The organism is Sinorhizobium sp. GQ132, from assembly GCF_059758575.1.
Genome location: NZ_JCAXDX010000007.1, coordinates 188,852 through 210,648 on the forward strand (window position 1 = coordinate 188,852; position 21,797 = coordinate 210,648).

Annotated in this window: 22 protein-coding genes and 1 pseudogene; 1 reads left to right on the top strand and 22 read right to left on the bottom strand. The window is 63.2% G+C overall.

Annotated elements, in window-relative coordinates; genetic code table 11:
* Window positions 1-2: 2 nt before the first annotated feature.
* Together AC6CIG_RS19255 and AC6CIG_RS19260 are read right to left on the bottom strand one after the other, a co-directional pair.
* On the bottom strand, window positions 3-1,595 hold the full coding sequence (locus tag AC6CIG_RS19255) for an ABC transporter substrate-binding protein (protein WP_498323496.1): 1,593 nt from the start codon (window positions 1,593-1,595) through the stop codon (window positions 3-5).
* 56 nt (window positions 1,596-1,651) lie between these two features.
* A complete protein-coding gene (locus AC6CIG_RS19260; protein WP_498323498.1) occupies window positions 1,652-3,277 on the bottom strand; it encodes an amidohydrolase in 1,626 nt (541 codons plus the stop codon).
* Window positions 3,278-3,457: 180 nt separating this feature from the next.
* On the opposite strand from AC6CIG_RS19260, the gene AC6CIG_RS19265 reads away from it, so the two are divergent.
* On the top strand, window positions 3,458-4,399 hold the full coding sequence (locus tag AC6CIG_RS19265) for a LysR family transcriptional regulator (protein WP_498323500.1): 942 nt from the start codon (window positions 3,458-3,460) through the stop codon (window positions 4,397-4,399).
* Window positions 4,400-4,416: 17 nt separating this feature from the next.
* Here the strand turns inward: AC6CIG_RS19265 and AC6CIG_RS19270 are convergent, their stop codons facing one another.
* The 20 genes and pseudogenes from AC6CIG_RS19270 to AC6CIG_RS19365 form a co-directional block, all read right to left on the bottom strand.
* Window positions 4,417-5,454, bottom strand: coding sequence for a DmpA family aminopeptidase (locus tag AC6CIG_RS19270; RefSeq protein WP_498323501.1), 1,038 nt, complete (start codon window positions 5,452-5,454; stop codon window positions 4,417-4,419).
* Between the two features lie 116 nt (window positions 5,455-5,570).
* Window positions 5,571-6,422, bottom strand: coding sequence for a D-amino-acid transaminase (locus tag AC6CIG_RS19275; RefSeq protein WP_498323502.1), 852 nt, complete (start codon window positions 6,420-6,422; stop codon window positions 5,571-5,573).
* 252 nt (window positions 6,423-6,674) lie between these two features.
* The gene (locus AC6CIG_RS19280; RefSeq protein ID WP_498323503.1) at window positions 6,675-7,382 is read right to left on the bottom strand and encodes a BA14K family protein; all 708 of its coding nucleotides are present in this window, start codon (window positions 7,380-7,382) and stop codon (window positions 6,675-6,677) included.
* 123 nt (window positions 7,383-7,505) lie between these two features.
* Complete coding sequence (locus AC6CIG_RS19285; RefSeq protein WP_498323505.1) at window positions 7,506-7,904, bottom strand: RidA family protein; 399 nt, start codon at window positions 7,902-7,904, stop codon at window positions 7,506-7,508.
* Between the two features lie 287 nt (window positions 7,905-8,191).
* The gene (locus AC6CIG_RS19290; protein WP_498323506.1) at window positions 8,192-8,524 is read right to left on the bottom strand and encodes an EthD domain-containing protein; all 333 of its coding nucleotides are present in this window, start codon (window positions 8,522-8,524) and stop codon (window positions 8,192-8,194) included.
* 16 nt (window positions 8,525-8,540) lie between these two features.
* Window positions 8,541-9,449: a 2-hydroxyacid dehydrogenase gene (locus AC6CIG_RS19295; protein ID WP_498323647.1), complete on the bottom strand. Its 909-nt coding sequence runs from the start codon at window positions 9,447-9,449 to the stop codon at window positions 8,541-8,543.
* Window positions 9,450-9,511: 62 nt separating this feature from the next.
* A pseudogene (locus tag AC6CIG_RS19300) lies at window positions 9,512-10,113 on the bottom strand (amino acid ABC transporter ATP-binding protein).
* Window positions 10,114-10,128: 15 nt separating this feature from the next.
* On the bottom strand, window positions 10,129-10,926 hold the full coding sequence (locus AC6CIG_RS19305) for a transporter substrate-binding domain-containing protein (protein ID WP_498323508.1): 798 nt from the start codon (window positions 10,924-10,926) through the stop codon (window positions 10,129-10,131).
* A 46-nt stretch (window positions 10,927-10,972) separates the two neighbouring features.
* Window positions 10,973-11,629: an amino acid ABC transporter permease gene (locus tag AC6CIG_RS19310; RefSeq protein ID WP_018096512.1), complete on the bottom strand. Its 657-nt coding sequence runs from the start codon at window positions 11,627-11,629 to the stop codon at window positions 10,973-10,975.
* Window positions 11,630-11,639: 10 nt separating this feature from the next.
* Entirely contained in the window at window positions 11,640-12,308 is a 669-nt protein-coding gene (locus tag AC6CIG_RS19315; protein WP_100674071.1) for an amino acid ABC transporter permease, read from the bottom strand.
* Between the two features lie 125 nt (window positions 12,309-12,433).
* Window positions 12,434-13,456: a LacI family DNA-binding transcriptional regulator gene (locus AC6CIG_RS19320; RefSeq protein ID WP_437408473.1), complete on the bottom strand. Its 1,023-nt coding sequence runs from the start codon at window positions 13,454-13,456 to the stop codon at window positions 12,434-12,436.
* 129 nt (window positions 13,457-13,585) lie between these two features.
* On the bottom strand, window positions 13,586-14,473 hold the full coding sequence (locus tag AC6CIG_RS19325) for an aldose 1-epimerase (RefSeq protein ID WP_498323510.1): 888 nt from the start codon (window positions 14,471-14,473) through the stop codon (window positions 13,586-13,588).
* A complete protein-coding gene (locus tag AC6CIG_RS19330) occupies window positions 14,473-15,228 on the bottom strand; it encodes an SDR family oxidoreductase (RefSeq protein ID WP_102764350.1) in 756 nt (251 codons plus the stop codon). The genes AC6CIG_RS19325 and AC6CIG_RS19330 overlap by 1 nt, the downstream gene beginning before the upstream one ends.
* Window positions 15,229-15,235: 7 nt before the next feature.
* Window positions 15,236-15,967 (bottom strand): ATP-binding cassette domain-containing protein, encoded by a 732-nt coding sequence (locus AC6CIG_RS19335; RefSeq protein ID WP_498323512.1) that lies wholly within the window; start codon window positions 15,965-15,967, stop codon window positions 15,236-15,238.
* Window positions 15,964-16,947: an ABC transporter permease gene (locus AC6CIG_RS19340; protein ID WP_102764352.1), complete on the bottom strand. Its 984-nt coding sequence runs from the start codon at window positions 16,945-16,947 to the stop codon at window positions 15,964-15,966. Before AC6CIG_RS19340 ends, AC6CIG_RS19335 begins: the two co-directional genes overlap by 4 nt.
* A gap of 180 nt (window positions 16,948-17,127) precedes the next feature.
* Window positions 17,128-18,102, bottom strand: coding sequence for a sugar ABC transporter substrate-binding protein (locus AC6CIG_RS19345; RefSeq protein ID WP_102762023.1), 975 nt, complete (start codon window positions 18,100-18,102; stop codon window positions 17,128-17,130).
* A 45-nt stretch (window positions 18,103-18,147) separates the two neighbouring features.
* Window positions 18,148-18,840: a GntR family transcriptional regulator gene (locus tag AC6CIG_RS19350; RefSeq protein ID WP_498323513.1), complete on the bottom strand. Its 693-nt coding sequence runs from the start codon at window positions 18,838-18,840 to the stop codon at window positions 18,148-18,150.
* 59 nt (window positions 18,841-18,899) lie between these two features.
* Window positions 18,900-20,096 (bottom strand): mandelate racemase/muconate lactonizing enzyme family protein, encoded by a 1,197-nt coding sequence (locus AC6CIG_RS19355; protein ID WP_102762021.1) that lies wholly within the window; start codon window positions 20,094-20,096, stop codon window positions 18,900-18,902.
* Between the two features lie 2 nt (window positions 20,097-20,098).
* On the bottom strand, window positions 20,099-20,833 hold the full coding sequence (locus AC6CIG_RS19360) for a FadR/GntR family transcriptional regulator (RefSeq protein WP_018096518.1): 735 nt from the start codon (window positions 20,831-20,833) through the stop codon (window positions 20,099-20,101).
* A 125-nt stretch (window positions 20,834-20,958) separates the two neighbouring features.
* The gene (locus AC6CIG_RS19365; RefSeq protein ID WP_498323515.1) at window positions 20,959-21,648 is read right to left on the bottom strand and encodes a GntR family transcriptional regulator; all 690 of its coding nucleotides are present in this window, start codon (window positions 21,646-21,648) and stop codon (window positions 20,959-20,961) included.
* Between the last annotated feature and the right edge of the window lie 149 nt (window positions 21,649-21,797).

Sequence of the window (21,797 nt, forward strand, 5' to 3'; positions counted from 1 at the left end):
TCTTACTGGCGCGATGACGGCGCCGTCTCGTCGATCCAGATTTCGTCATAGGGCTGGATCGCCAGTTCCGTGGCGTTCGGAACGAGGCCGTGGATCCACGGCTGGTAGGCCATCACCGCCTTGTTGTAGTTGAAGAACCAGACCGGAGCGTCGTCCTGCACGATGTTGTTGGCCTGGCGCAGGAGCTCGTTCTGCTTGGCCGGGTCGCGTTCCTGCTGTGCCGCCTCGTAGAGCTTGTCGAATTCCGGGCTTGCATAGCTGGTGTAGTTGCAGGCCGATTGTGCCGTCTTCGAATAGTAGCAACGCAGCGCGTTCAGCGGGTCGGGGCCCGAGAGGTTCGACCAGATGAAGGCCTGGAAGTTGTTGGTCGTCACCGCCTCGCCAAGCGTGGAGCTTTCGACCGGCTTCGGCTTCACGGTGATGCCGACCTTCTTCAGCATCGGCAGGATGGCTTCGACGATCGGCACGCCCCAGCTTTCGTTCGGGCTCGCCGTCACCTCGAATTCGAAGCCGTCGGCATAGCCGGCCTCGGCGAGCAGCGCCTTTGCCTTCTCCGGATCGTAGGCGTAGGGCGCCTTGTCCTTGTCGAAGGCGGGCGAGGAAATCGGCAGCCAGCCGGAGGCCGGGTAGGCCTTGTTCTTGACGAGGCGCTCGATGATCAGCGGTGCATTGATGGCATGGTTGATCGCCTGGCGCACGCGCTTGTCCTTGAAGGGCTCGAAGGCGGGGTTGAAGCCGATGTTGCGGGTATACACCTCGGCGACTTCCAGGAGGTGATCCTTCAGCCCCTCCTCGCCCTGATAGGCCTGGTACTGGGTGGGGCCGAGGATCGACACGTCGATTTCCTTGTTGCGGAAAGCGACGTCGCGCGCGGCGTCCTCGGCCATCAGCACGATGTTGATGCGGTCCAGATAGGGCCTGCCCTCCTCGTAGTACTTGTCGAATTTTTCCACGACGACCTGCGAACCGGGCACGTGCTCCTTGAAGACGAAGGCGCCGAGGCCGACCGGATTCTTGCCGAAGGCCGACTCGTCCTCAACATTCGAGGGATAGATGACCGTCGTGTTCTGCATCAGCGGGAAGCCGGGATTGATCGTCCCGGTATAGGTGATCTCCAGCGTATGGTCATCGATCTTCTTCAGACCCGAAATCTCGTCGGCCTTGCCGGCGATATAGTCCTCGGCGCCCTTGATGACGGCGATGAAGCTTGCGCCGGGGAAGGCGTTTTCCGGGTTGGCGATGCGCTTGTAGCTGTAGATGATGTCGTCGGCCGTTAGCGGCTTGCCGTTGTGGAACACGGCGTTTTTACGCAGGTGGTAGGTGTGGACCCTGCCGTCCTCGGAAACCTCCTCCGAGGACGCCAGTTCCAGGACGGGCTTGTTCTGGTTCGAATCCCAGCTGTAGAGCGCACGGTGGATGGCCTGCGTGATGAATTCTTCCTGCGTGTTGGGGCTCGACTGCACGTCAAGCGTGGCGAAGCTCGAGCCATAGGGTGCCGTGAAGACGAGCGTACCGCCATGGCGCTCGCCCGCGGCAAGCGCCCCGGCAGCCACGCCGAGGCTGAGCATTGCGGCCAGTGTCAATCTCTTCAGCATTTCGTTCTCCCTCTCGTGCCGTTCTCGGCATCGTTTCGGTTCAGTCCGGCAGACCGTCAGCGCGCATCATGCACGACGCGGCCCGCAAGCAGGGTCAGCACGCAGCTTGTGTCCGAAAGGATGGTTTCGGGCGCGGCGGCCAGAAGGTCGTTGTCGAAGACGGCGATGTCCGCCCACTGACCGCGCACGAGCCGCCCTTTCACCCCCTCGGCTTTCTGCGAATAGGCGCCGTATTCCGTATAGGCCTGCAATGCCTCCTCGCGGCTCAGCCGTTCGGATGCCTCCAACACCGTGCCCCTGCCCGTCTGGCGCGTGAGCATCGCGTGCAGGTTCGGGAACGGATCCGGCGAGCAGACCGGCGAATCCGAGCCGGTCGACGGTTTCAGGCCCATGCGCATCCAGGTGCCGATCGGGTAGGATGACCGGCCGCGCTCCTCCCCGAGCACGGATATGTAGCTGTCGCCGAAATCGTGGATGAAGGCCATCTGCGGCGCAGGCAGAATACCGGCTGCCTTCATGCGCGCATTCTGATCCGGTGTGGAAAAGCCGCAATGCTCGACGCGATGCCGGCGATCGGGATCGGGATTTGCGGCAAGCGCCTTCTCGTATGCCGTGATGAGCTGCTCGATCGCGCCGTCGCCGATGGCGTGGCAGACCATCTGATAGCCGCGGTCGTGGCACGCCTTGACGACCGCCTCGACCTCCGCATCCGGCAGCATCTGCACGCCGATATTGTCCGGCTCGCCCCTGTAGGGCCTCGTCATCCAGGCGGTGCGCCCGCCAGCCGAGCCGTCGAGGAAGACCTTGACGCCGCCGACGCGCAGCATGTCGTCACCGGCGCCGGAAAGAAGGCCCGCGCGCCAGCAATCGTCGACGATGGAAACGCCGGGATCGCCGAGCAGGGTCAACCAGACGCGCACCGGCAGCCGGCCGGAAAGCTTGGCCATCTCATAGGCCTGGATTTCGGCAAAACCGGAGACCTGCCCCACGGCCGCATCCATGCAGCTGGTGATGCCGAAGGAGAGCAGATATCGCCCTGCCCGCTCGATTCCGTCGATCAGGTCCTCGGTCGTTGCCGCCGGCATGGCGGCCCTGACGAGGCTCTGGGCGTTTTCCGCCAGGAAGCCGTTCAGCCGGCCCTCCGTGAGGCCGATTACGCCGCCTTCCGGCACGGCCGTCGCCTCGGTGATGCCGGCAAGCTCCAGAGCGCGGGAGTTGGCGACCGAGACATGGCCGCAGGCCCGTGTCAGCAGGACCGGGTGATCGGGGGCCACGCGATCGAGATCGTCGCGCGTCGGGTGCCGCCCGGTGTCGAGCTTGACCTGGTCATAGCCGCGGGCGCGCACCCAGCCGCCCTTCGGCGTCGTGGCTGCGCGGTCGGAAATCCGGCCCAACAGGGCGGCAAGCGTCGGCGCGCTGGCGGGCGTCGCGTCGACCCAGCCCATGGCCATGCCGGTTGCAATGAGATGCAGGTGGTTGTCGATGAGGCCGGGGGTGGCGAAGCGGCCTTCGAGATCGATGACTTCGGTGTGCGGCCCCTTCAGGCCCGAAATGTCCGCATCGCTGCCGGTTGCGAGAACCTTGCCTTGCCACACGGCGAGAGCCTCGCTGATGCCCTCCTCCCGGCCGCGCCAGATCCGGCCATTGATGAGGATAAGATCGGCTTCTATTCCGAGCGCCATTCGCAACTCCCCCTGTCGGTCCCGGACGGGCCGGCACCTATTTCCTCCAGACGCAACGTGGAAGGTTGCAGTTGGCTTGGCCAATTCGCTTTTGGCAACAACCCATGCAGAATCGACATACCTATTTCGATTGAATGACTTATGATCGCGCACAGGACGCGTGCAGCGAAGGAAGCGGATATGGAGATCAAGTGGCTGGAGGATTTCGTGACGCTTGCCGACACGTCCAGCTTCTCGCGCGCGGCCGAGCTGCGCAACGTGACGCAGCCCGCCTTCAGCCGCCGGATCAAGCAGTTGGAGAGCTGGCTGGGCGCGACGCTCATCAGCCGCGCGACCATGCCGGCCGAACTCACGCCCGCGGGGCGCAATTTCCTGCCCGTGGCACAGGACGCGATCCGCACCTTCTACGCGGCGCGCGAAGTGCTGCGTCTCCCGCACGAGCCGGGCCTCATCCGCTTTGCCGCGCTGCATACGCTGACGGTCACCTTCTTTCCGCGCTGGCTGAAGACGCTGGAAGCGGCGGGTGGATCATTCAGCACCTCGCTCATTCCGGACCGCGGCGGAATCGAAGCGAACCTCGACGCACTCGTCGGAGATGAGGCGGATTTCTTCCTGACCTATGCGCATCCGGAAGTGCCGTTTCATCTCGATAGCGGGCAGTTTTCCGCGCTGACCGTCGCCCATGACCGGCTGATCCCGCTGGTCGCGGCGGAGATCGTGCTGTCCGGCGATGCGCAGCCTGGACTAAACCTCCTCGACCGCGCCATCGCGCAGCCGCGGCTAGCCATCCCCTATCTCAGCTACGGCTTTAACTCCTTCTTCGGGGTCGCCCTGTCGCGCCTGCTGCTGCGCCGCCCGCCTTTCCGCCGCCGTACGACGCACGAAAACACGATCAGCGCCGGCCTGATGAACATGGCGGTGACGGGCGCGGGCGTATGCTGGCTGCCCGAGAGCCTGGCGCGCGAGGAAATCGACGCGCGCCGCCTCGTGCCTGCCTCTGCCGACAAGGGTTGGAACCTCGACCTCGAGATCCGCCTTTACCGCCACGCTGCGAGCCGCAACCGCAAGGTCGAGGAACTATGGGCGACGGCGCAGCGGTTCCTGGAACCCGCACCGGCCTGATCAGACCTTAACGAAGATCATGGGGACGGGTTCTCCTTCAGCCAGTCGGCAAGGCAGGGACAGATGCGGCCGTTGCGCGCCGGCATGGCGGAGGCCATGCAGAGCGCGTTCAGGACCGCCTCCTGCGTCGTCTCGGCGGCGGCGCGGAAGGCGATGTCGATGTGGCCGTCGGCGAGCCGCTCCTGCGTGACGAACGGCGCGGCGGGTTCATGGTCCACCGGGTCGGCGGTGGTGAAACAGAGGGCGACATCGCCGCTGCCATGGCCCCAGAAGGCACCGAGCCGGGCAATGCCCGCGCCGGCACGCCGCGCGACCCGCTGCAATTGGCGATCTGCCAAGGGAAGATCGGTCGCCATGACGACGATGACGGAGCCGCGCTCGGGATCGGCCGGCGCCCGCGGATCGGGCCGACGCCCATCTGGCAGGACGAGGTCTCCGGCCGCGCCGAAATTGGCAAGGACCAGCGCGCCAAGCGTGAAGTCGCGCTTGCCGATCCGCATGCGCCGCGAGGCCGTGCCAATGCCGGCCTTGAATCCGAAGGCGGTCATGCCGGAGCCGGCGCCGACCGCACCCTGCTCAACCGGCCCCGTGCGCGCGGCGTCCAGCGCCGCCTCCGCGTCGGCGGGCCTTACGGCCAGCGCCTGAATGTCGCTGATGCCGCCGTCATTGCACTCGCAGACCAGCGCATTGACCGTCGAGGTCCTTCGCCCGATCTCCGGATTGGCGGCGATGGCGCGGCGGACCAGCGCTTCGGTGCAGGCGGCAACGCCGAAGGTGTTGGTGAGCAGGATCGGCGTCTCGATCGTGCCGAGTTCGGCCACCTGCATCAGCCCCGCCGATTTGCCGAAGCCGTTGATGACCTCCACCGCCGCCCGCGGCTTCACGCGGAAGACGTCGCCTGCATGCGGGAGGATCGCCGTTATCCCGGTGAAGAGGCCCTCGCCGCGCAGCGTCCGGTGGCCGACCGAAACGCCCGCGACGTCGGTAATGGCATTGCCCGGCCCCGGTTCCAGCCTGCCCTGCGGGATCAGCCCCAGTTCGCGTGCGGTCTTCATATCGCCCCTCTCTGCATCACGTTTCTGTGTTTCAGTGAACCAGCCAACGGATCTTGAGCATTTGATCCAACGCACTTCTGGACGGAAAACCGTTACACACTTTTCCTGGAAGTGCTTTAGACCGGAACGCCGGCCGCTTCCAGATAGAGGGCCTGGAGTTTTCGGGTCGTCGGACCGGGCTTGCCGTTGCCGACGACCCGGTCACCGATGCGCACGACGGGCATGACGAGGCTGGAGGCGGAGGTCTGGAACGCCTCGGCGGCGCCCTGCGCCTCGTGGGGCGTGAAGGGGCGCTCCTCGATCGCGAGACCCTCGGTGGCACAGAGCAGTGCGAGGGCACGCTGCGTGCAGCCCGGCAGCGTCGCGCGCGACGCCGCGCGGGTGAGAATGCGCCCGTCACCGGTGATGACATGGGCCGTGGAGGATGCGCCCTCCGTCACCAGCCCGTTCTCCACCAGCCAGACGTCGTCGAAACCGCGGGCGCGCGCCGCCTGCTTCGCCATGACCTGACCGAGCAGCATGGCGGTCTTGATGTCGCGTCGGCTCCAGCGGGGGTCCTCGGCCAGATCGACCGATATGCCGTCCTGCTGAGCCTTCGTGCCGGTCAGCGTCTTCGCCTGCGTGAAGCCGACGAACCGCGGCACCAGCGCGTCGGAATAGAGAAAGTCGCGATCCGCCTCGCCGCGCGAGACCTGCAGATAGACCGTGCCGTCCCGCAAGCCGTTGCGGGCGATCAATTCTGCCTGGACGCCGGCAATCTCCTTGCGCGAGAGGGCAAGCGGAATGGCGAGTTCCCTCAGCGAACGTTCCAGACGGCCAAGATGCAGGTCGTTGTCGATCATCCGTCCGCCGATAACCGCCGTCACTTCGTAGACGGCGTCACCGAACAGGAAGCCGCGATCGAAAAGCCCGATGCGGGCCTCCTCCTCCGGCAGGAATTGACCGTGGACATAGACGATCCTGCCCATGTGTTCCCCTTGCTGTGCCTGCTGCCCCTGCAGCGCCGCGCCTCTTTGAGACGCGCAAAGGTCGCTGCAAACTCGTCAACTTGCGGCATGTCTCGTCCCAACGGTCCGATGGAAGGAGACATGCGGTCATCACGGAACATAGGAGCAACTGGCCAGGGCTGACCAATTCAATTCGCGCAGCATCCTATGCAAAATTTGCCTGAGATGATTATCAGTCGGTTGGAGCGGTCTCCTGATCGACCAGGCGCCTCGTTACCGGCACTGCTTGCGCGGGCCGCCGCTGTAAGGCTGGTAACTATTGTCTTCCGGGCGGTAGGAGCGGTAGCGGCTGAAGCAATAGGCAACGTGTTCCTGCGTCAGTCTGATTGCCTCGCCATTGTCGGCCCCATTGTCGGCCGAGTATTCCATCTGCGTCGAGGGGTCATCGGCCTCTTCCGCCTCGATACTGCGCGTTACAGGCGAAATATCCTCCGACGGCCCCCACGACGCATCCATGTAGGGTGAGTTGCAGGTCCGCCGTCCGCCACTGAAAGATCTGTAGCTGTTGTCGAACGGACGGTAACTGCGATAGCGTTTCGCACACCATTCGGCATGAGCGGTGGGCCCTGTAGACGCCGTCGGCTCCTCCTGCACCGGCGGCGGTTGAATTGAAGCGGTGGCCGTCTTGTCCAAAGGCTCCGGGGCGCCTTCCTTCTCGGCCTCGTTGCCCATTGCGGGCGTCTCGGACTCTCTCGAAGCGTTAAGGTCGGTCGGGGCGGAGCGGGCGGGCAGTCGCTCGAATTGCTGGGCGGCCCTGTCGACTGCTCGCGGCTGCTTGGTCCATATTTCCGCCTGGTTCACGTCCAGCTGTGGCTGGCGCGCAGGCTTGCCGGTGAGGAACAAGACTGCGACGACCGCTCCGCTCAGGAACAACGCGAGAGACAGGACGAACCCGCCAAATACCGCCAACGCCGTTTTCACTTAAGCCTCCTTCGTCCTTCACGAAGAAATGCAAGGGCTCGGTCTCAAGTTCCGACGATGCCTCAGAATGCTTGAGCTTTCGGGATAGTGAGCGGCGGTGCCGGTACTCCGGTCTACGAAATCCTATGCCGCCTCGGGAATGCGCGCGATGACTTTGATCTCGAAATCGAACCCGGCAAGCCAGTTCACGCCCAGCGCGGTCCAGTTGGGATAGGGTGGAGCGCTGAACATCTGATTCTTGACGGCCATGATGGTTTCGAACTGGTTCTCGGGGTCGGTGTGGAACGTGGTCACATCGACTATATCGTCGAAGGTGCAGCCGGCCGCATTCAGTGTCGCCCGCAGATTTTCGAAAGCCAGTTGGACCTGGCGCCCGAAATCCGGTTCCGGAGTACCATCAGAACGGCTGCCGACCTGCCCGGAGACGAACAGGAGGTCACCGGAGCGAATCGCCGCTGAATATCCGTGAGCTTCGTACAGGGCATGCCGATCGGCGGGAAAGATTGCGTCGCGTCGCGTCATCTGTTCATTCCTTTTCAACGTTCCGGCACTGGGTGATTGTGACATCGTTGCCGGCTCTACATACGCGGCGTATGGGAACCAGCGTCGGCAGCGTCTGTCAATTCAAATATACGCGACGTATGTGAAACGCCGGGTGCCGCCGAAATTGTTAGGACGAACTTGGAATAGTCGATCGACCGCTTGCCACCTGCCCGGACACTCGCCGCAATGACACAAGCGTTTGCCTTATTCGTACCTTGAAAGGGCACGTGCTACGGATTGGCGGCACTCGGTGAGCAGCGCATAACTCAATCCGTTGATCGAGCTTCGAGCTCGAACACATGGTGGTGGATGTGGCCTTCGAACATCTCCAGCAGGCCCTTGGTCAGTTCGCGGCTCTCGTAGCGCACCGGCGACTCCAATGCTCGCGCCAAAGCACCGCGATCATCATAAATGGTGGAAAGGATCATCGCGAAAACCGGTGCCCCTTCGTCCCGGTCGACGGCATGGAGCACCCGAACTTCCCTGACGCCCGGAAAGACCTGCCACAGAGGCAGCAGCTTCTCCTCGACATAGTCGCGGAATGCCTGCTCCCGGCCAGGATGGATGATCCCCTCGAACAGGGCCTGGCGAACGATCATGATGTCTTCTCCCGCTTCAGTTGACGGTGTTCGGCGCTTTTTCGCCGGCAAAGTGGGCGGCGAGATTTGCAAGCACGAGCTTTCCCATGGCCATGCGCGTCTCGACCGTCGCGCTGCCCTGATGCGGCATGAGCACCGTATTCGGCGTGGTGTGGAATTCGCTTCGGATTGCGGGTTCGTTGACGAAGACATCGAGCCCGGCACCCGCGATCGTACCGGACCTCAACGCCTCGATCAGGGCCTCCTCGTCGACGACGTTGCCACGCGCGACATTTACCACGATACCCTCGGGACCGAGCGCCTGAAGAAGGGATGCGTCGACGATGTTCTGCGTCGCCGCACTCGCCGCCACGCAGACGGCCAGAACGTCGCTGTCGCGGGCGAGATCGACTGGACTTGGATGCGCGATCCAGTCGACGCCGGAAAGCGTGGACCGGTTCCAGTATCGCACCGACATGCCGAAGGCCTCCGCGCGCGACGCGAATGCCCGCCCGATCTGACCAAGGCCGAGTACGCCGATCCGCTTTCCCTTCGGGCTATGGCCGAGCGGTAATTGTTCGCCCGCGGCCCAGCGGCCTTCGCGCACCAGCCTGTCGCCATCGCCGACCCTTCGCAGGACGGCGAGCATGAGCGCGATACCGAGGTCAGCGACGTCGTCCGCAAGGACACCCGGCGTCGTCGTCACATCGATGTTGCGACTGCGCGCGCGGGCGAGATCCACCTTGTCCGTCCCGACCCCGTTGATTGCGATGATCCCCAGTGATGGAAGCTTCTCCATCCATTCATTGGAAAGGCCCGCGCCGCCGCCCGTGGCAACAGCGCGGATCGATGGGAGCGCCGCTTCGAGCGCCGGCCGATCGGCGGCCTGGTAAAGCCTGTGAACCGTATAACTCCGCTGCAGTTCGTCCATGACGAACGGCATCATCGGCTCCACGAGCAATAAATCTGGTTTCACGTTTCGAAACTCCAATTACCGGGGTGTGGCCATCAGGAGATCTGGCCGAGGAAGAAGCGCGTGCGCTCGTGTTGCGGGGCCCCGAAGAAGGCATCGGGCGGCGCAACCTCCAGGATCTCGCCGCGGTCCATGAAGACGACACGATCGGCGACGCTTCGCGCGAAGCCCATCTCGTGCGTGACGCAAAGCATGGTCATGCCTTCGTTGGCGAGATCCACCATCGTATCGCCGTCTCTTCGGCCTCTGCCTTGGCGAGACCCCGAACCTTCATGGGAGCCAGCGTGCAGTTCTCCAGCACCGTCATGTGCGGGAAAAGGTTGAACTGCTGGAAAACCATGCCGGTCTCCTGCCGGACCAGATCGACGTTCCGCCCGCCGGCGGTCAGGTCGTGACCGTCCACGACGATCCTGCCCGAATGAATGGTCTCGAGCTGGTTGATGCACCTGATCAACGTCGACTTGCCGGAACCCGATGGTCCGCAGATGACGATCCGTTCGCCGCGGCCGACCGCCAAATCGATGTTCTTGAGTGCGTGAAAGGCGTCATACCACTTGTTGACGCCCTCCATGCGGACGGCCGGGCCCGAAGCCTCGCGCGAATCCGGGGGCGAGGCGTTTTCGCGTTCCGTGTTCATCGCGAGGACTCCATTCTATTTCGCTTCAGTGACGAATTCCGGCAGCGGAGAACCGAGCCACTTCTCGTGGATGGCGTTGAGCTGTCCGTCCGCCTTGACCTTGTCGAGGAAGCCGTTGACGAAGTTCAACATCTCGCTCGATCCCTTGCGAACGGCGATACCCTGAACCTGCTGGCTCAGCTGAAGCTTCTGATTGAACCGCCCGGGGGCGGCGGCTTCGATCTGGGCGGCGACGACATTGGATACGCCGATCAGCTCGACCTGTCCGGAAAGGAGCGCTTGCACCGCACTGGCGTCGTCGTCGAAGCGTTGAATGTTGGCGTCCTCAGGGGCAATCTTTGTAGTCGCCGTGTCCTGCGTGCTGGCACGGGCGACGCCGATCGTCTTGCCGGCCAGATCTTCAGGCTTTGTGACGTCCAGGTCGGCGGCGCCGAACACCCCGATCGAAATGCCTGCGTAAGGTTGCGAGAAGTCGACGTTCTTGGCGCGCTCCTCGGTGATGCCCAGCGAGGCGACCAGCAGATCCACCTGGTTGCTCTGCAGGTAGGGGATGCGGTTGGGTCCCGTCACCGGCACGATCGTCACTTCGACTCCGAGCTCCTTGGCAAGCAGCTTCGCAACGTCGGCATCGTAACCATCCGGCTGGTTGTTCGCGTCCATGATCCCGAACGGCGGGAAATCGACCAGCATGCCGATCTTCACCGTTCCGGCCGATTTGATCGCCTCCACCGTCTGCGCTGCGGCGGGCGCCACCAAACCCGCGACAATCGCAGCTCCTAGGACAGTTATTGCCATGCGTCTCGAGATATTCATTAGCCCTTCCCTTCTCATATGCCGGCCCTCCCGCCGGCGGGGCCCGTCAACGTGCCGTTGCCCGGGAAAAACGGGTTTCCATCCGGCGTGCGATCAGCGACAGCGGCCAGCAAAGCAGAAAATAAACGGCGGCAACGGTGCCGAAGACCAGAAACGGACTGAACGTCGCATTGTTGATGATCTGCCCCTGTCGGGTCAGCTCGGTAAAGCCGATGATCGATGCGAGCGAGGTGCCCTTTATGAGTTGCACGAGGAAACCGACGGTGGGCGCGACGGCGATACGGGCCGCCTGAGGTAGGATCACATGACGCATCGACCGAAAATAGCGCAGGCCGAGCGCTGTGGCCGCCTCGCGCTGTCCCTTCGGCACGGCCTCGATGCAGCCCCGCCAGATCTCGCCCAGGAAGGCGCTGGCGTGGAGCGCGAGCGCAATGGTCGCGGCAATCCAAGGATTGATCGAAAAGCCGAAGATGTTCATGCCGAAGAAGACCAGAAAGAGCTGCATCAGCAGCGGGGTTCCCTGAAAGACCCGGATGAAGCCCGTCGCGGAGAGACGCAGCACTCGCGTATCGGCGACGCGCATCAATGCCACCAGTAGTCCGCCAACGCTGCCGCCGGCAAAGGCGATCGCGGAAAGGGCGATCGTCCACTGTGCCGCGGCGACGATGACGAGAAACTCGTTCCAGCCGAAAGCCCTGATCATAACAGTGCTCCTAACGGCCGAGAGGATATTTGAAGGCCATTTTCTCGACCGCGTAAAACAGCGCGGAGAAACCGACCGACAGGGCAAGATAGATCAGAGTGACCGCGATATAGACCTCGAAGCTCGCAAAGGTCGCGGACTGGAGGTCGTTGCCGGCCGCAGCCAGGTCATCCGCCGAAATCACCGACACGACGCTGGTATTCAGCATCAGATAGATGAACTGGCTGGTGAGCGCGGGATAGACGGTGCGCAAAGCCGGCTTCATGACGATATAGCGGAAAATCTGGGCCCTCGACAGCCCAAGCGCCCAACCGGCCTCCACCTGTCCCCTGTGAATGGATTCGATCCCGGCGCGGATGATCTCCGTGCCGTAGGCGCCGAAGTTGACCACCAGCGCCAGCAGCGCCGCACTGTTCGGCGAAAGCCTCAGGCCAAGCGAAGGCATGCCGAAGAAAATGAAGAAGATCTGCACGAGGAAAGGCGTGTTTCGGATAATCTCGATATAGCCATCGATCACGGTACGCAGGATCGCCGGTCCTGCTGTCTTTCCCCAGGCGCAGAAGACTGACACGACGAGGCCGATCAACATGGCTGCACATGACAGGCGAACCGTGAGCCAGGCGCCGATCAGCAACTGGTCGAAGGACGCGAGCACAGGCGCGAAGTTGAACTCGTACATGCCGGGACCTCCTCCCACACTACCGCCGCCGCACGCCGCGCTTCCCGCGATATGCGTCAGTTAGATCGATCTAAAATGTTTCCTGACGTGCGTCAACCGCAAATGACGTCCGGGATCGGGCGCGATCAGGCGGGCGGGCCGCAGGACTGCCGAATGTTCAGCGTCGTATCGTTCACCATGCGCCGCGGCGACAAATCCGGATTGGCGATGCGCTCGACGAGGAGCAGCGCCGCCTTTTCGCCGATCGCAGTCGGGCCGGTCGAGACCGAGGTCAGTCTCGGCCGGATGGCCTCTGCGTCAGCCACGTCGTCGAAGCCGATCAGCGAGAGATCGCGTCCGATCGTCAGTCCGCAATCGTGAAGTCCTGCGGCAAGGCCAAGAGCGACAAGATGATTGAAGCAGATCACGGCAGTCGGCTGCGCAGCCTTTGCAAACAGAAGGTGGGTCGAGCCGGCGATTTCTCCGAGCTGTGCCGGCAAATGGATCAGAATCTCGGGATCGAACCCCTTTGCCAGCATGGCGGCACGAAAGCCGTCCACGCGCTCCCGATAGGCAGAATGAACCGGGCCGTGGGCGGCGAACGCAATTTTCTCATGACCGAGCGTTGCGAGATAATCCACCGCCTGACGCATGCCGCCGGCATAATCCACGCCGACATAGTCCATATCGACGGATATGTGGCGCAATACCTGGACGACGGGCATACCCCACGCGGCCAACTGCTCGGACAGGTCAGGTTCGGTGCCCGCGGCAGGGCAAAGAACGACCCCGTCCACCCCATGTTCGCGCATGCGCTGGAGCAGCATCGACTGCCGCTCCACTCTCTCCCCGCTATTGGCGAGAATGACCACCTTGCCGGTGGCCCCGATAGCCTCCTCGATACCTGAAAGGAGTTCCGCGAAGAATGGATTGGTGAGATTTGGAACGATTGCGCCGATGATCTGGCTGCGTTCGACGCGCAGGCGGGCTGCGCCGATGTTGTAGACATAGCCCAAATCCCGCATCGCCTGCTCGACTCGCGCGCGCGTCTCACTGCCGACCAGCGGGCTCTTGCGAAGAACGAGAGAGGCGGTCGCGCGGGAAACATTGGCATGCCGCGCGACATCCAGAAGCGTTACGCGAGGCTTCTTTCGTTCTTGGAAAGACATTGATACCGATCGGGTAAAAAAGCGTGGAGAGGACTATAGTCGACGGGCGAACACTAGGGCAAATCGAGCGAAGCTGCGCAACGGATTCCGCCCGGCGCGGCGCCCGGGACCCCGCGGCTGACGACATGCTCAGCCAGATTTCGCGGCGACACGCGTGGAGACGCTTAGCGATTCACCCGACTCGAGAATCTTGAAGCCGCGGGCTTCGGCCTTGCCGGGAAGGTTGAACGCATCGACCGGGTGCGTCACCGGTTCGAAGCAGAAGAAGCCGGCGTCGGCAGCCGGTGAGAAGACGACGTATTGGCGCAGCGCCTCGCTCGCATCCACGTCCGCCACGAGCCCACGCCTCGGCCAGTGGATGCAGGCCTTGCCGTTCCAGCCGTCGAACCAGTTGTTGATCCATCGTGCCGGCAATGGCTGCGGCCTGCTGAAATCCATATCCGGATGTGCGGCTATCGCATCATGGGCCTTTGGCAGGTGATCGGATTGCTCCAGCCAGACGCCGCGAGCCGGCGCGTGCAGCGTCGTATCCGGCTCGCGCACGAACCAGGGATGAAAACCGGCGCCATAGGGCAGACGGATCCTGGCGCGGTTGACGAGGCTCAGCTCCATCACCAGTCCGGCGTTCTCCAGGCGGTAGGACATCCGCGCTTCGTAGCGGAAAGGCCCCGGTCCCTCTGCCGAAAGGGTTAGCGTGATCGAGTCCGCGCTCACGGAGGCAACGTCCCACGCGGCCGAAAAGCCGTTCCCGTGGATCGGGTATAGCTCCGTCTCCACGTTCCGGGGCAGGGCATGAAAGGTTCCGTCAAATGTGAACCCGCCGCCGGAAACCCGCCCGGAAAAAGGAACGAGCAGAATGTTCGAAAGCGCGAAGGGATGCGCGGTAGAGGGATCGACCCTGCGGAAGATCGGTTCCCAGGAGCCATCGTGCAGCACGTCGAATGCCGTCAGCCCGGCGCCGAGATCGGGCCGCAGGACGATGCGTGCATCGCCGTTGGAGAGCTCGATCCCCCGCATCACCAGCCGCCGTCGATCGCGATGTTCTGGCCGGAAATCATGTCGGAGGCCGGCGAGACGAGGAAGTGGACCAGGTCGGCGACGTCGGAGGGCTGGATGCGCGCCTTCAGCGACTGGTTTTCGACGATCCAGTCATTGTATTGTTGCAGGCGGTCGGCAAAGACCCGCTCTTCCGCCTCCGAAACCACCGCGCCCGGCGACACCGCGTTGACGCGCACGCCGTGCGGGCCGAGTTCGCGCGCAAGCGCCTTCGTCAGCCCCAGCATCGCGCCCTTGGACGCCACATAGGGCACATAGCCGTCCCAGCGGCCGTTCAGCGTCAGGGAGCAAAAGTTCACGATCTTGCCGTAGCGCTTTTGCTTCATCCCGGGCGCGACCGCTCGGGCAAGCGCGAAAGCCGCCGACGAGTTGACGCGGACCTGGTCCTCGTATTCCTCCAGCGAAAATTCCTCGAAAGGCTTATTGATGATGAGCGCCGCATTGTTGATGAGAATATCGATGCCGCCATGCTCGCGGGAAAGCGTAGCTGCGCGCTTTTCCGCCGAAGCCAGGTCGTTGAGGTCCTCGCCGACATAGATCGCGCTCACACCGTGAGCCGCGGCGACACGCGCCGCGAACCCCTCCCCGGCTTCGGCCCCGGGCCTGTCGAGCAATATCAAGGCGGCGCCGGCGCGCGCCAGCCGCTCGGCCTGGGCGCGGCCGAGGGTGCCGAGCGCACCGGTAATGAGGGTGGTCTTTCCGGAAAGCTCTGTCATCGTTACCTCACAGAAGCGCGTGAACCTCGTCTATCGACGTCTCGGCGGTCGGCATGTCGAACACGATCTCGCCGCGTGCCATCGCGACGATGCGGTCGCAGGATTGGAAGACGTGCTGCATGTTGTGCGAGATGAAGATCCCGGTCAGGCCCTGCGCCTTCAATCCTCGCACGAAGCCGATCACCTTGTCGGTCTCCTTGACCGAAAGATGGTTCGTCGGCTCGTCCAGGATCAGCACCTTCGACTTGAAGTGCATGGCGCGTGCGATGGCTACGCCCTGCCGCTGGCCGCCCGAAAGCTCTCCGACCAGCGCATCCGGCGAGCGCAGATGCAGATCGACATCGGCGATGGCACGGATGCTTTCGGCGCGCATGCGCTTCTGGTCCATGATGCCGATGCCGAAGACCGACCATTTAATCGGCTCGCGGCCGATGAAGAGATTGCGGGCGATCGACATGGATGGGACCATGGAATTGTACTGATAGATCGTTTCCAGCCCGTGGCGCATCGCATCCTTGGGGCTGCGAAGAGCCACCTTGCGGCCTTCGATCAGCACGTCGCCGGAATCCTGATGGTGAACGCCCGAGAGAATCTTGATGAGCGTCGACTTGCCGGCGCCATTGTCGCCGACGAGACCGACGGTCTCGCCGGGGTGGATCGTGAGGTCGACATTCTTCAGCGCATGTACGCCGCTGTACCATTTCTGAAGGTTGCGGCATTCGATGATCGGCGTGGTCATTTGTGCGCCTCCACCTTGATCTTGCGGGACATTTTACCCATCCAGGCATTGGCGATGACGGCAAACATGGTGAGAACCCCGATCGCGAACTTGAACCAGTTGGCATCGACACGGGAAAGGACCAGGCCGTTGTCGATCGTGCGGATCAGAAGGGTGCCGATGATGGCGCCGAAGACCGTGCCGATCCCTCCTGCGAGCGCCGTACCGCCGATGACGGCCGCGGCGACCGCCTGCAATTCCAGCCCTTCGCCGATCGACGGCAGCGGCGAACCGAGACGCAGCACCTGAAGCAGTCCCGCAAAGCCCGCCAGTACCGAGCAGAGCATAAAGCAGACGATCTTCACGCGCTTGACCGGAATGCCCATGGAGGCGGCGGCCTCGTTGAAGCCGCCGGTCGCCCGGATCCAGTTGCCGAAATTGGTGAGCGACAGCAGCGCCGCCACGAGTGCGGCAATGACCACGAACCAGAGGAAGGACATGCGGAAGGGCGAGCCCTGCCAGATATAGTCCGTGAAAAGCCAGGTCGGCAGGTCGGACGGCAGAAGCGGGGGGAAACCGCCTGATATGACGATGGTCAGCGAGCGCGCGATGAAGAGCATCCCCAGCGTGGTGATGAAGCTCGGTATCGAGAATTGCAGCGTGACATAACCGTTGATGAAACCGATCGCCCCGCAGATCATGAGACCGAGCAGCACCGCGACGGTGAAGGGCACGCCGGAATTCAGTATCACCGCCATCGACATGGGCATCAGCGCAAAGACGGACCCGACCGACAGGTCGAATTCGCCGCAGATCATCAGGAGCGTCACGCCGATGGCGACGAGCGCCATTTCCGGCAGAAGGCCCATTACGCCGCGCATGTTCTCGAAGGAAAGAAGAATGCCGTTCGACTTCGCCTGGAAGACGAGAACGAGGACGATCAGCAGTGCAAGGCCGGCAAGCTCGGGCTTGTCGAGATAGATTTTCAGAAATCGCTTCATGGGCTGCCACTCATGGTTCGGCGTCGTGCCTGACCGACGATCTCAGGTCGGGTGCCTGAGATCGTCGACGCGATCGATTCCGAGAGCTGGGACGGATGCGGGCGGAAAGCCGCATGAATTCCCCCCCCGCTCCGGTTTCGGGCTCGGGCAAGACGCCTGTTGCTTATCGGGAGCGCCAGATCAGCGCAGACCCTGCTTCGCCAGTTCGAGGATCGTTGGCACGTCCTTCGGCGTGACGATGCCCTGCCCCGTATCGACATCGGAGGGTGTCAGGCCGGCGGTTTTCCAGAGATAGGCCTGCATGACAGGGATGAAGCCCTGCATGTAGGGTTGCTGGTCGACCTGCACCTGAACATAGCCGGCCTCCATCTGCTGCAGCACCTCGGGCACGAGGTCGAAGCCGCCGAGCAGGACCTTGCCGGGCTCGATGCCGCGATCCTTCAGGACCTTGGCGACGCCGGCATGCCAGTAGCCGGTATCGAAATAGGCGGTCGTGTCCGGGTTGGCATTGAGATAGGCGCCGATGCGGTCGGCGGTCAGCGCGAGGTCGGTGGCCGAATCGATGCGGGTGATGTTCACCTCGCGGTCGGAATGCTCGGCCTTGTACTCCTCCAGAAATTTCGTGACGCCGCCCGCGCGCTGCTCGGACCAGGTCTGGCCCGGCGCGTTGACGCCGACCAGCAGGTTGAGCGGGCCCTCCTTCGGGAAGTTTTCCGACTGGGCCTTGGCGAGCGAGTAGCCGGCCGCGGTGAAGCCCTGGCCGATGAAGGCCTTGCGGGCGTTGCCCTTGGCGCCTTCGCTGTCGTCGACATTGACGGCAAGCACCAGGATGCCGGCGTCGACGGCTTCCTTGATCACGTTGTCATAGGCATTGTTGTCGACGATCGCGACGAAGATCGCGTCCGGCCTGGAGGCGATCGCCGCCTGCAGATTGGCGACGGCCTGCTCGACTGCGCCTTCCGTCTGCGTGAGGATCAACTGGCACGAGGCGCCGACCTTTTCGCAGGCGTCGTCATAGCCCTTCTTGACCGCCTGCCAGAACGTGTTCGAGGCCGACGAATGGCTGACGAAGGCGATGCTGAGACCTTCCGCGCTGGCGGCTGGAGCCATCAGCGTCAGCCCCAGGGCCGTTCCTGCTATCAATTTCCTGATCATGATGCGTTACCTCCCGTTGAACATCGATCATATTGCGGCGGCCGGTCACCCCGTGCCGTCGAAGAACTCCGCCCGCGATCGCGCGATCTCGGGCAAAGATTTCAGAATTTCGCGCAGATGCATGCGCAGCGCCTGCTCTGCCCCGCCGACATCACCTGCCGCGATCGCATCGACGATCTGCTCGTGCTGTTCGATCAGCCGGCCGATCTGCGGGTCGTCGACGCTGAGGAACCGGACGCGGTCCATCTGCGCCTTGACGCTTTCGATGACGCTCCAGGCATAGGCGCGGCCGGCGGCCGCCGCGAGCGTGTGGTGGAAGAGTTCGTCCAGCCGCAGGAACGCGGCGCGATCGTCATGCGCCACCTGCTTCTGGCGAGCGATCTGTTCGCGCAGTTCGTCGACGATCGCCACCTCATGCTCGCCGGCGACCTGGCGCACGATGTCGGCCTCGATCGCCTCGCGCACGAAGCGCACGTCCATGACCGATGCCGTCGAAATCCGCGTCACATAGGTGCCGCGTTGGGGCAGCACCTGGACCAGCCCCTCCTCTGCCAGCTTGATGAAGGCTTCGCGAACCGGTTGGCGGCTGATCGACAGGCTTCTTGCTATCTCGGCTTCGGAAATGCGCGCGCCGGGCACCAGCTCCGCCTGGATGATCTGCTCGCGCAGGATGCGATAGACCTGCGGACCGACAGCCTCGATCGCGGACAGAACGCGCTGCGGTTTGATGTTCTGCATCCGGCCCCCCTCCAAGCTCCCGGCAGCATTGGCCTACTACCATACAAGTTAGTCGAACTTCAATCCTTCGAACTGCGCCGCGACACTTCGAATTTCCGGTCGAGATCGGGAGCGAGGTCGACCCCGTGCCCTGCCCCCGGCGGGATCGTGATCATCCCGTTCGTCACGGTGGGCAGCTGCGTCGTAAGGTCGGCGTACCAGGTCTTGTAATAGGCACGCACGCTTTCCTGGACGAGCGCATTCGGAGCATTCAGCGACAGATGCGTCGAGGCTGCGAGCACCACAGGGCCGGTGCAATCATGCGGCGCGACCGGAAGGTGCCAGGCTTCCGCCATGGTGGCGATCTTCTTTGCCTCGGAAATCCCGCCGCACCAGGAGAGGTCGAGCATGACGACCCCGGCCGCATCCGTTTCCATGAGATCGCGGAAGGCCCATCGGGTCGCGAGCGTTTCCGACGCGCAGAGCGGCGCGCGGCTTGCCGCCGCGTAGCGCTTCAGACTGGAGAGCGAGTCCATCTTGATCGGGTCTTCATGCCAGAAGGTGGCATAGGGCTCGAGTGCCCGGGCGATCTGGATGGCGGGCGTCAATTGCCACATGGAGTGGAACTCGACCATGATGTCGATGCGGTCGCCGACGCGCTTGCGGATCTTCTCGAAGGGCTCCAGTGCCTTGCGCAGGTCCGGCCCGGAAATATACTGGCCGCCGCTTTTCTCCGCCGCGATATCGAACGGCCAGATCTTCATGGCAGTGATGCCCTCCGACAGGAGGTCCTCGGCGAGTTCGTCCGCCCGTTCCAGAAATCCGTTCAGGTCGTCATAGTCGCGCCGCGGGCCGCCGATGCCGTAGTTTGCCGTCTGCTGGCCCTTTGCGTCGCGCATATAGGTATTGCCGGCGCAGGTGTTGTAGGTGCGGATCTCGCGACGCGAGAAGCCGCCGAGAAGCTGGGCGATCGGCAGGTTCGTCGCCTTGCCGAAAAGGTCCCAGAGCCCGATATCCACCGCCGAATTGCCGCGCATCTCCGCCCCGGTCGAGCGGAAGCCGAGATAGCCTGTCAGATCCTTCGAGATGCGGTCGATCTCCAGCGGGTCGCGCCCGACGAGCTTCGGAGCCACCACCTCGTGAATGTAGGTTTCCACGGTCTGCGCCATGAAGAAGGTCTCGCCAAGTCCGACAAGCCCCTCGTCCGTGTGGATGCGGACCCAGAGAATATTGGGAAAGTCGCGGACGCGGACCGTTTCTAATTCCGTGATCTTCATGCTCAATAAACTCCTGCCGCCAAAAGCGCCTTTACCGTCAGATCGAAATGCTCGACCATCGCCTCCTCGCCTTTCGCCGGGTCGCCGTTGGCGATGGCCTGCGCGATGGTCATGTGGCCGTCGATACTTTCCTGCCGCGTCTCATTGCTGGCGCGGCTCGCCCAGCCGATCGGCCAGGTATGGCGCGTGACGACATGGAAGGAGCCGACGATCAGCGCGAACATCGGGTTGCGGGACGCCGTGCCGATCGCTTCGTGAAAGGCGATATCGTGTTCCATGACCCTGACCGGCTGGTCGAAATCCCGCTGCATCGCTTCGGCAAGCGCGACGATTTCGGCGGCCTCCTTGTCGGTGCGGCGCATGGCTGCCAGCACGACGGTGCGGCGCTCGACAGTCCGGCGGACATCGAAAATCTGCTGGATCGTCACCTGATCGGTATGCACGGCATGGTCGGTCACCAGGGCCAGCACGTCCGCCTTGGGCGCGGCCACCCGCGGACGCCGGCCATTACCGATGTCGATCAGCGTCAGCGCGGCGAGCGAACGATAGGCCTCGCGCACGACGCTGCGGGATACGCCCAGCTTTTCGGCAAAGGCTCCCTCGCTCGGCAACGAATCGCCGACCTGAAGACCGTTCTCGCGAATGTGAACCTTCACGGCAGTCATGACGCCGCCGAGCAGTCCATCCGCGCCGGAACGTCCGGATGAGGACTCTTCCTCCGCCTTGAGCTCTATCAAGTTAACCTCCTACCTATCAGATAGGTTTATGATGACCTGTGAATAGATTCGCCTTCGGCTGTTGTCAACGCCGAATTGCAAAATCTGTTTGGAAGGCACGGAAGCAACCGCTCGACAGAAGCGGCCTAACGGGCATCGCCTCCCGTATCCGACGCGAAATACGCCGAAAACCGCTGAGCAAGCTCGCCCAGATCGACCATCGCGCGCCGCAGATGCAGCCGCATGATCTCCTGGGCCCTGGTCGCGTCCCCTTCGCTCACAGCCTCGAGAACGCGCCGGTGATCCTCGACCAGCTGGTCGAGTTGCCCCGCCTGTATCGACAGACGGCGGACCCGGTCCATATGCTTCTTGGCATCCGAGATGAAGGCCCAGACTCCGTCGCGGCCCGCGAGGCTGCAGTAAAGCGCGTGCATGCGTTCGTCGCACTCGAAAAACAGGTCGGGGTTGTCCTCGAGGACAGCAAGCTCCTGCTCCTCGATGGCCTGCCGTATGCCGAGCAGGACGCGGCGGTTCGATTGCTGCGCCGCTTCGGCAACGATCGCCAGCTCCAGCTGTTCGCGAACGAACTGGGCGGTCCTGACCGCGTCCATGCGGATCGGCGCCACCACGACGCCTGCCCGTGACCGGAGGTCGACAAGTCCTTCCGCACTCAACCGCGAAAGGGCCTCGCGCACGGGCGTGCGGCTGACCCCCAGGAGCCCTGCCAGCGCATGCTCGCCGATCGGTTCGTTCGGCTTCAGTTCGAGCCCGATGATCTTGCGCGAAAGGGTGCGGTAGCAATGCTCCGCGGCCGAGATTTTTATGTCACGCGTCATAAAATGAAAGCCCTATGTATTTTTGCATGCAATCGTTCATCGCGAGCAGATTACCCGCACAACGTTTCGTTTGCTACTCGCCATTGAAGCTCCCTTGACGCTTGCTGAAATCTTGCATACAAGAATGCAACCGGGTTTGGGAGGACACC

Excerpts from the sequence above, each read along its gene's own strand:
- AC6CIG_RS19255 (WP_498323496.1), bottom strand. The coding sequence starts at position 1,595 with ATGCTGAAGAGATTGACACTGGCCGCAATGCTCAGCCTCGGCGTGGCT.
- AC6CIG_RS19260 (WP_498323498.1), bottom strand. The coding sequence starts at position 3,277 with ATGGCGCTCGGAATAGAAGCCGATCTTATCCTCATCAATGGCCGGATC.
- AC6CIG_RS19265 (WP_498323500.1), top strand. The coding sequence starts at position 3,458 with ATGGAGATCAAGTGGCTGGAGGATTTCGTGACGCTTGCCGACACGTCC.
- AC6CIG_RS19270 (WP_498323501.1), bottom strand. The coding sequence starts at position 5,454 with ATGAAGACCGCACGCGAACTGGGGCTGATCCCGCAGGGCAGGCTGGAA.
- AC6CIG_RS19275 (WP_498323502.1), bottom strand. The coding sequence starts at position 6,422 with ATGGGCAGGATCGTCTATGTCCACGGTCAATTCCTGCCGGAGGAGGAG.
- AC6CIG_RS19285 (WP_498323505.1), bottom strand. The coding sequence starts at position 7,904 with ATGACGCGACGCGACGCAATCTTTCCCGCCGATCGGCATGCCCTGTAC.
- AC6CIG_RS19290 (WP_498323506.1), bottom strand. The coding sequence starts at position 8,524 with ATGATCGTTCGCCAGGCCCTGTTCGAGGGGATCATCCATCCTGGCCGG.
- AC6CIG_RS19295 (WP_498323647.1), bottom strand. The coding sequence starts at position 9,449 with ATGATGCCGTTCGTCATGGACGAACTGCAGCGGAGTTATACGGTTCAC.
- AC6CIG_RS19305 (WP_498323508.1), bottom strand. The coding sequence starts at position 10,926 with ATGAATATCTCGAGACGCATGGCAATAACTGTCCTAGGAGCTGCGATT.
- AC6CIG_RS19310 (WP_018096512.1), bottom strand. The coding sequence starts at position 11,629 with ATGATCAGGGCTTTCGGCTGGAACGAGTTTCTCGTCATCGTCGCCGCG.
- AC6CIG_RS19315 (WP_100674071.1), bottom strand. The coding sequence starts at position 12,308 with ATGTACGAGTTCAACTTCGCGCCTGTGCTCGCGTCCTTCGACCAGTTG.
- AC6CIG_RS19320 (WP_437408473.1), bottom strand. The coding sequence starts at position 13,456 with ATGTCTTTCCAAGAACGAAAGAAGCCTCGCGTAACGCTTCTGGATGTC.
- AC6CIG_RS19325 (WP_498323510.1), bottom strand. The coding sequence starts at position 14,473 with ATGCGGGGGATCGAGCTCTCCAACGGCGATGCACGCATCGTCCTGCGG.
- AC6CIG_RS19330 (WP_102764350.1), bottom strand. The coding sequence starts at position 15,228 with ATGACAGAGCTTTCCGGAAAGACCACCCTCATTACCGGTGCGCTCGGC.
- AC6CIG_RS19335 (WP_498323512.1), bottom strand. The coding sequence starts at position 15,967 with ATGACCACGCCGATCATCGAATGCCGCAACCTTCAGAAATGGTACAGC.
- AC6CIG_RS19340 (WP_102764352.1), bottom strand. The coding sequence starts at position 16,947 with ATGAAGCGATTTCTGAAAATCTATCTCGACAAGCCCGAGCTTGCCGGC.
- AC6CIG_RS19345 (WP_102762023.1), bottom strand. The coding sequence starts at position 18,102 with ATGATCAGGAAATTGATAGCAGGAACGGCCCTGGGGCTGACGCTGATG.
- AC6CIG_RS19350 (WP_498323513.1), bottom strand. The coding sequence starts at position 18,840 with ATGCAGAACATCAAACCGCAGCGCGTTCTGTCCGCGATCGAGGCTGTC.
- AC6CIG_RS19355 (WP_102762021.1), bottom strand. The coding sequence starts at position 20,096 with ATGAAGATCACGGAATTAGAAACGGTCCGCGTCCGCGACTTTCCCAAT.
- AC6CIG_RS19365 (WP_498323515.1), bottom strand. The coding sequence starts at position 21,648 with ATGACGCGTGACATAAAAATCTCGGCCGCGGAGCATTGCTACCGCACC.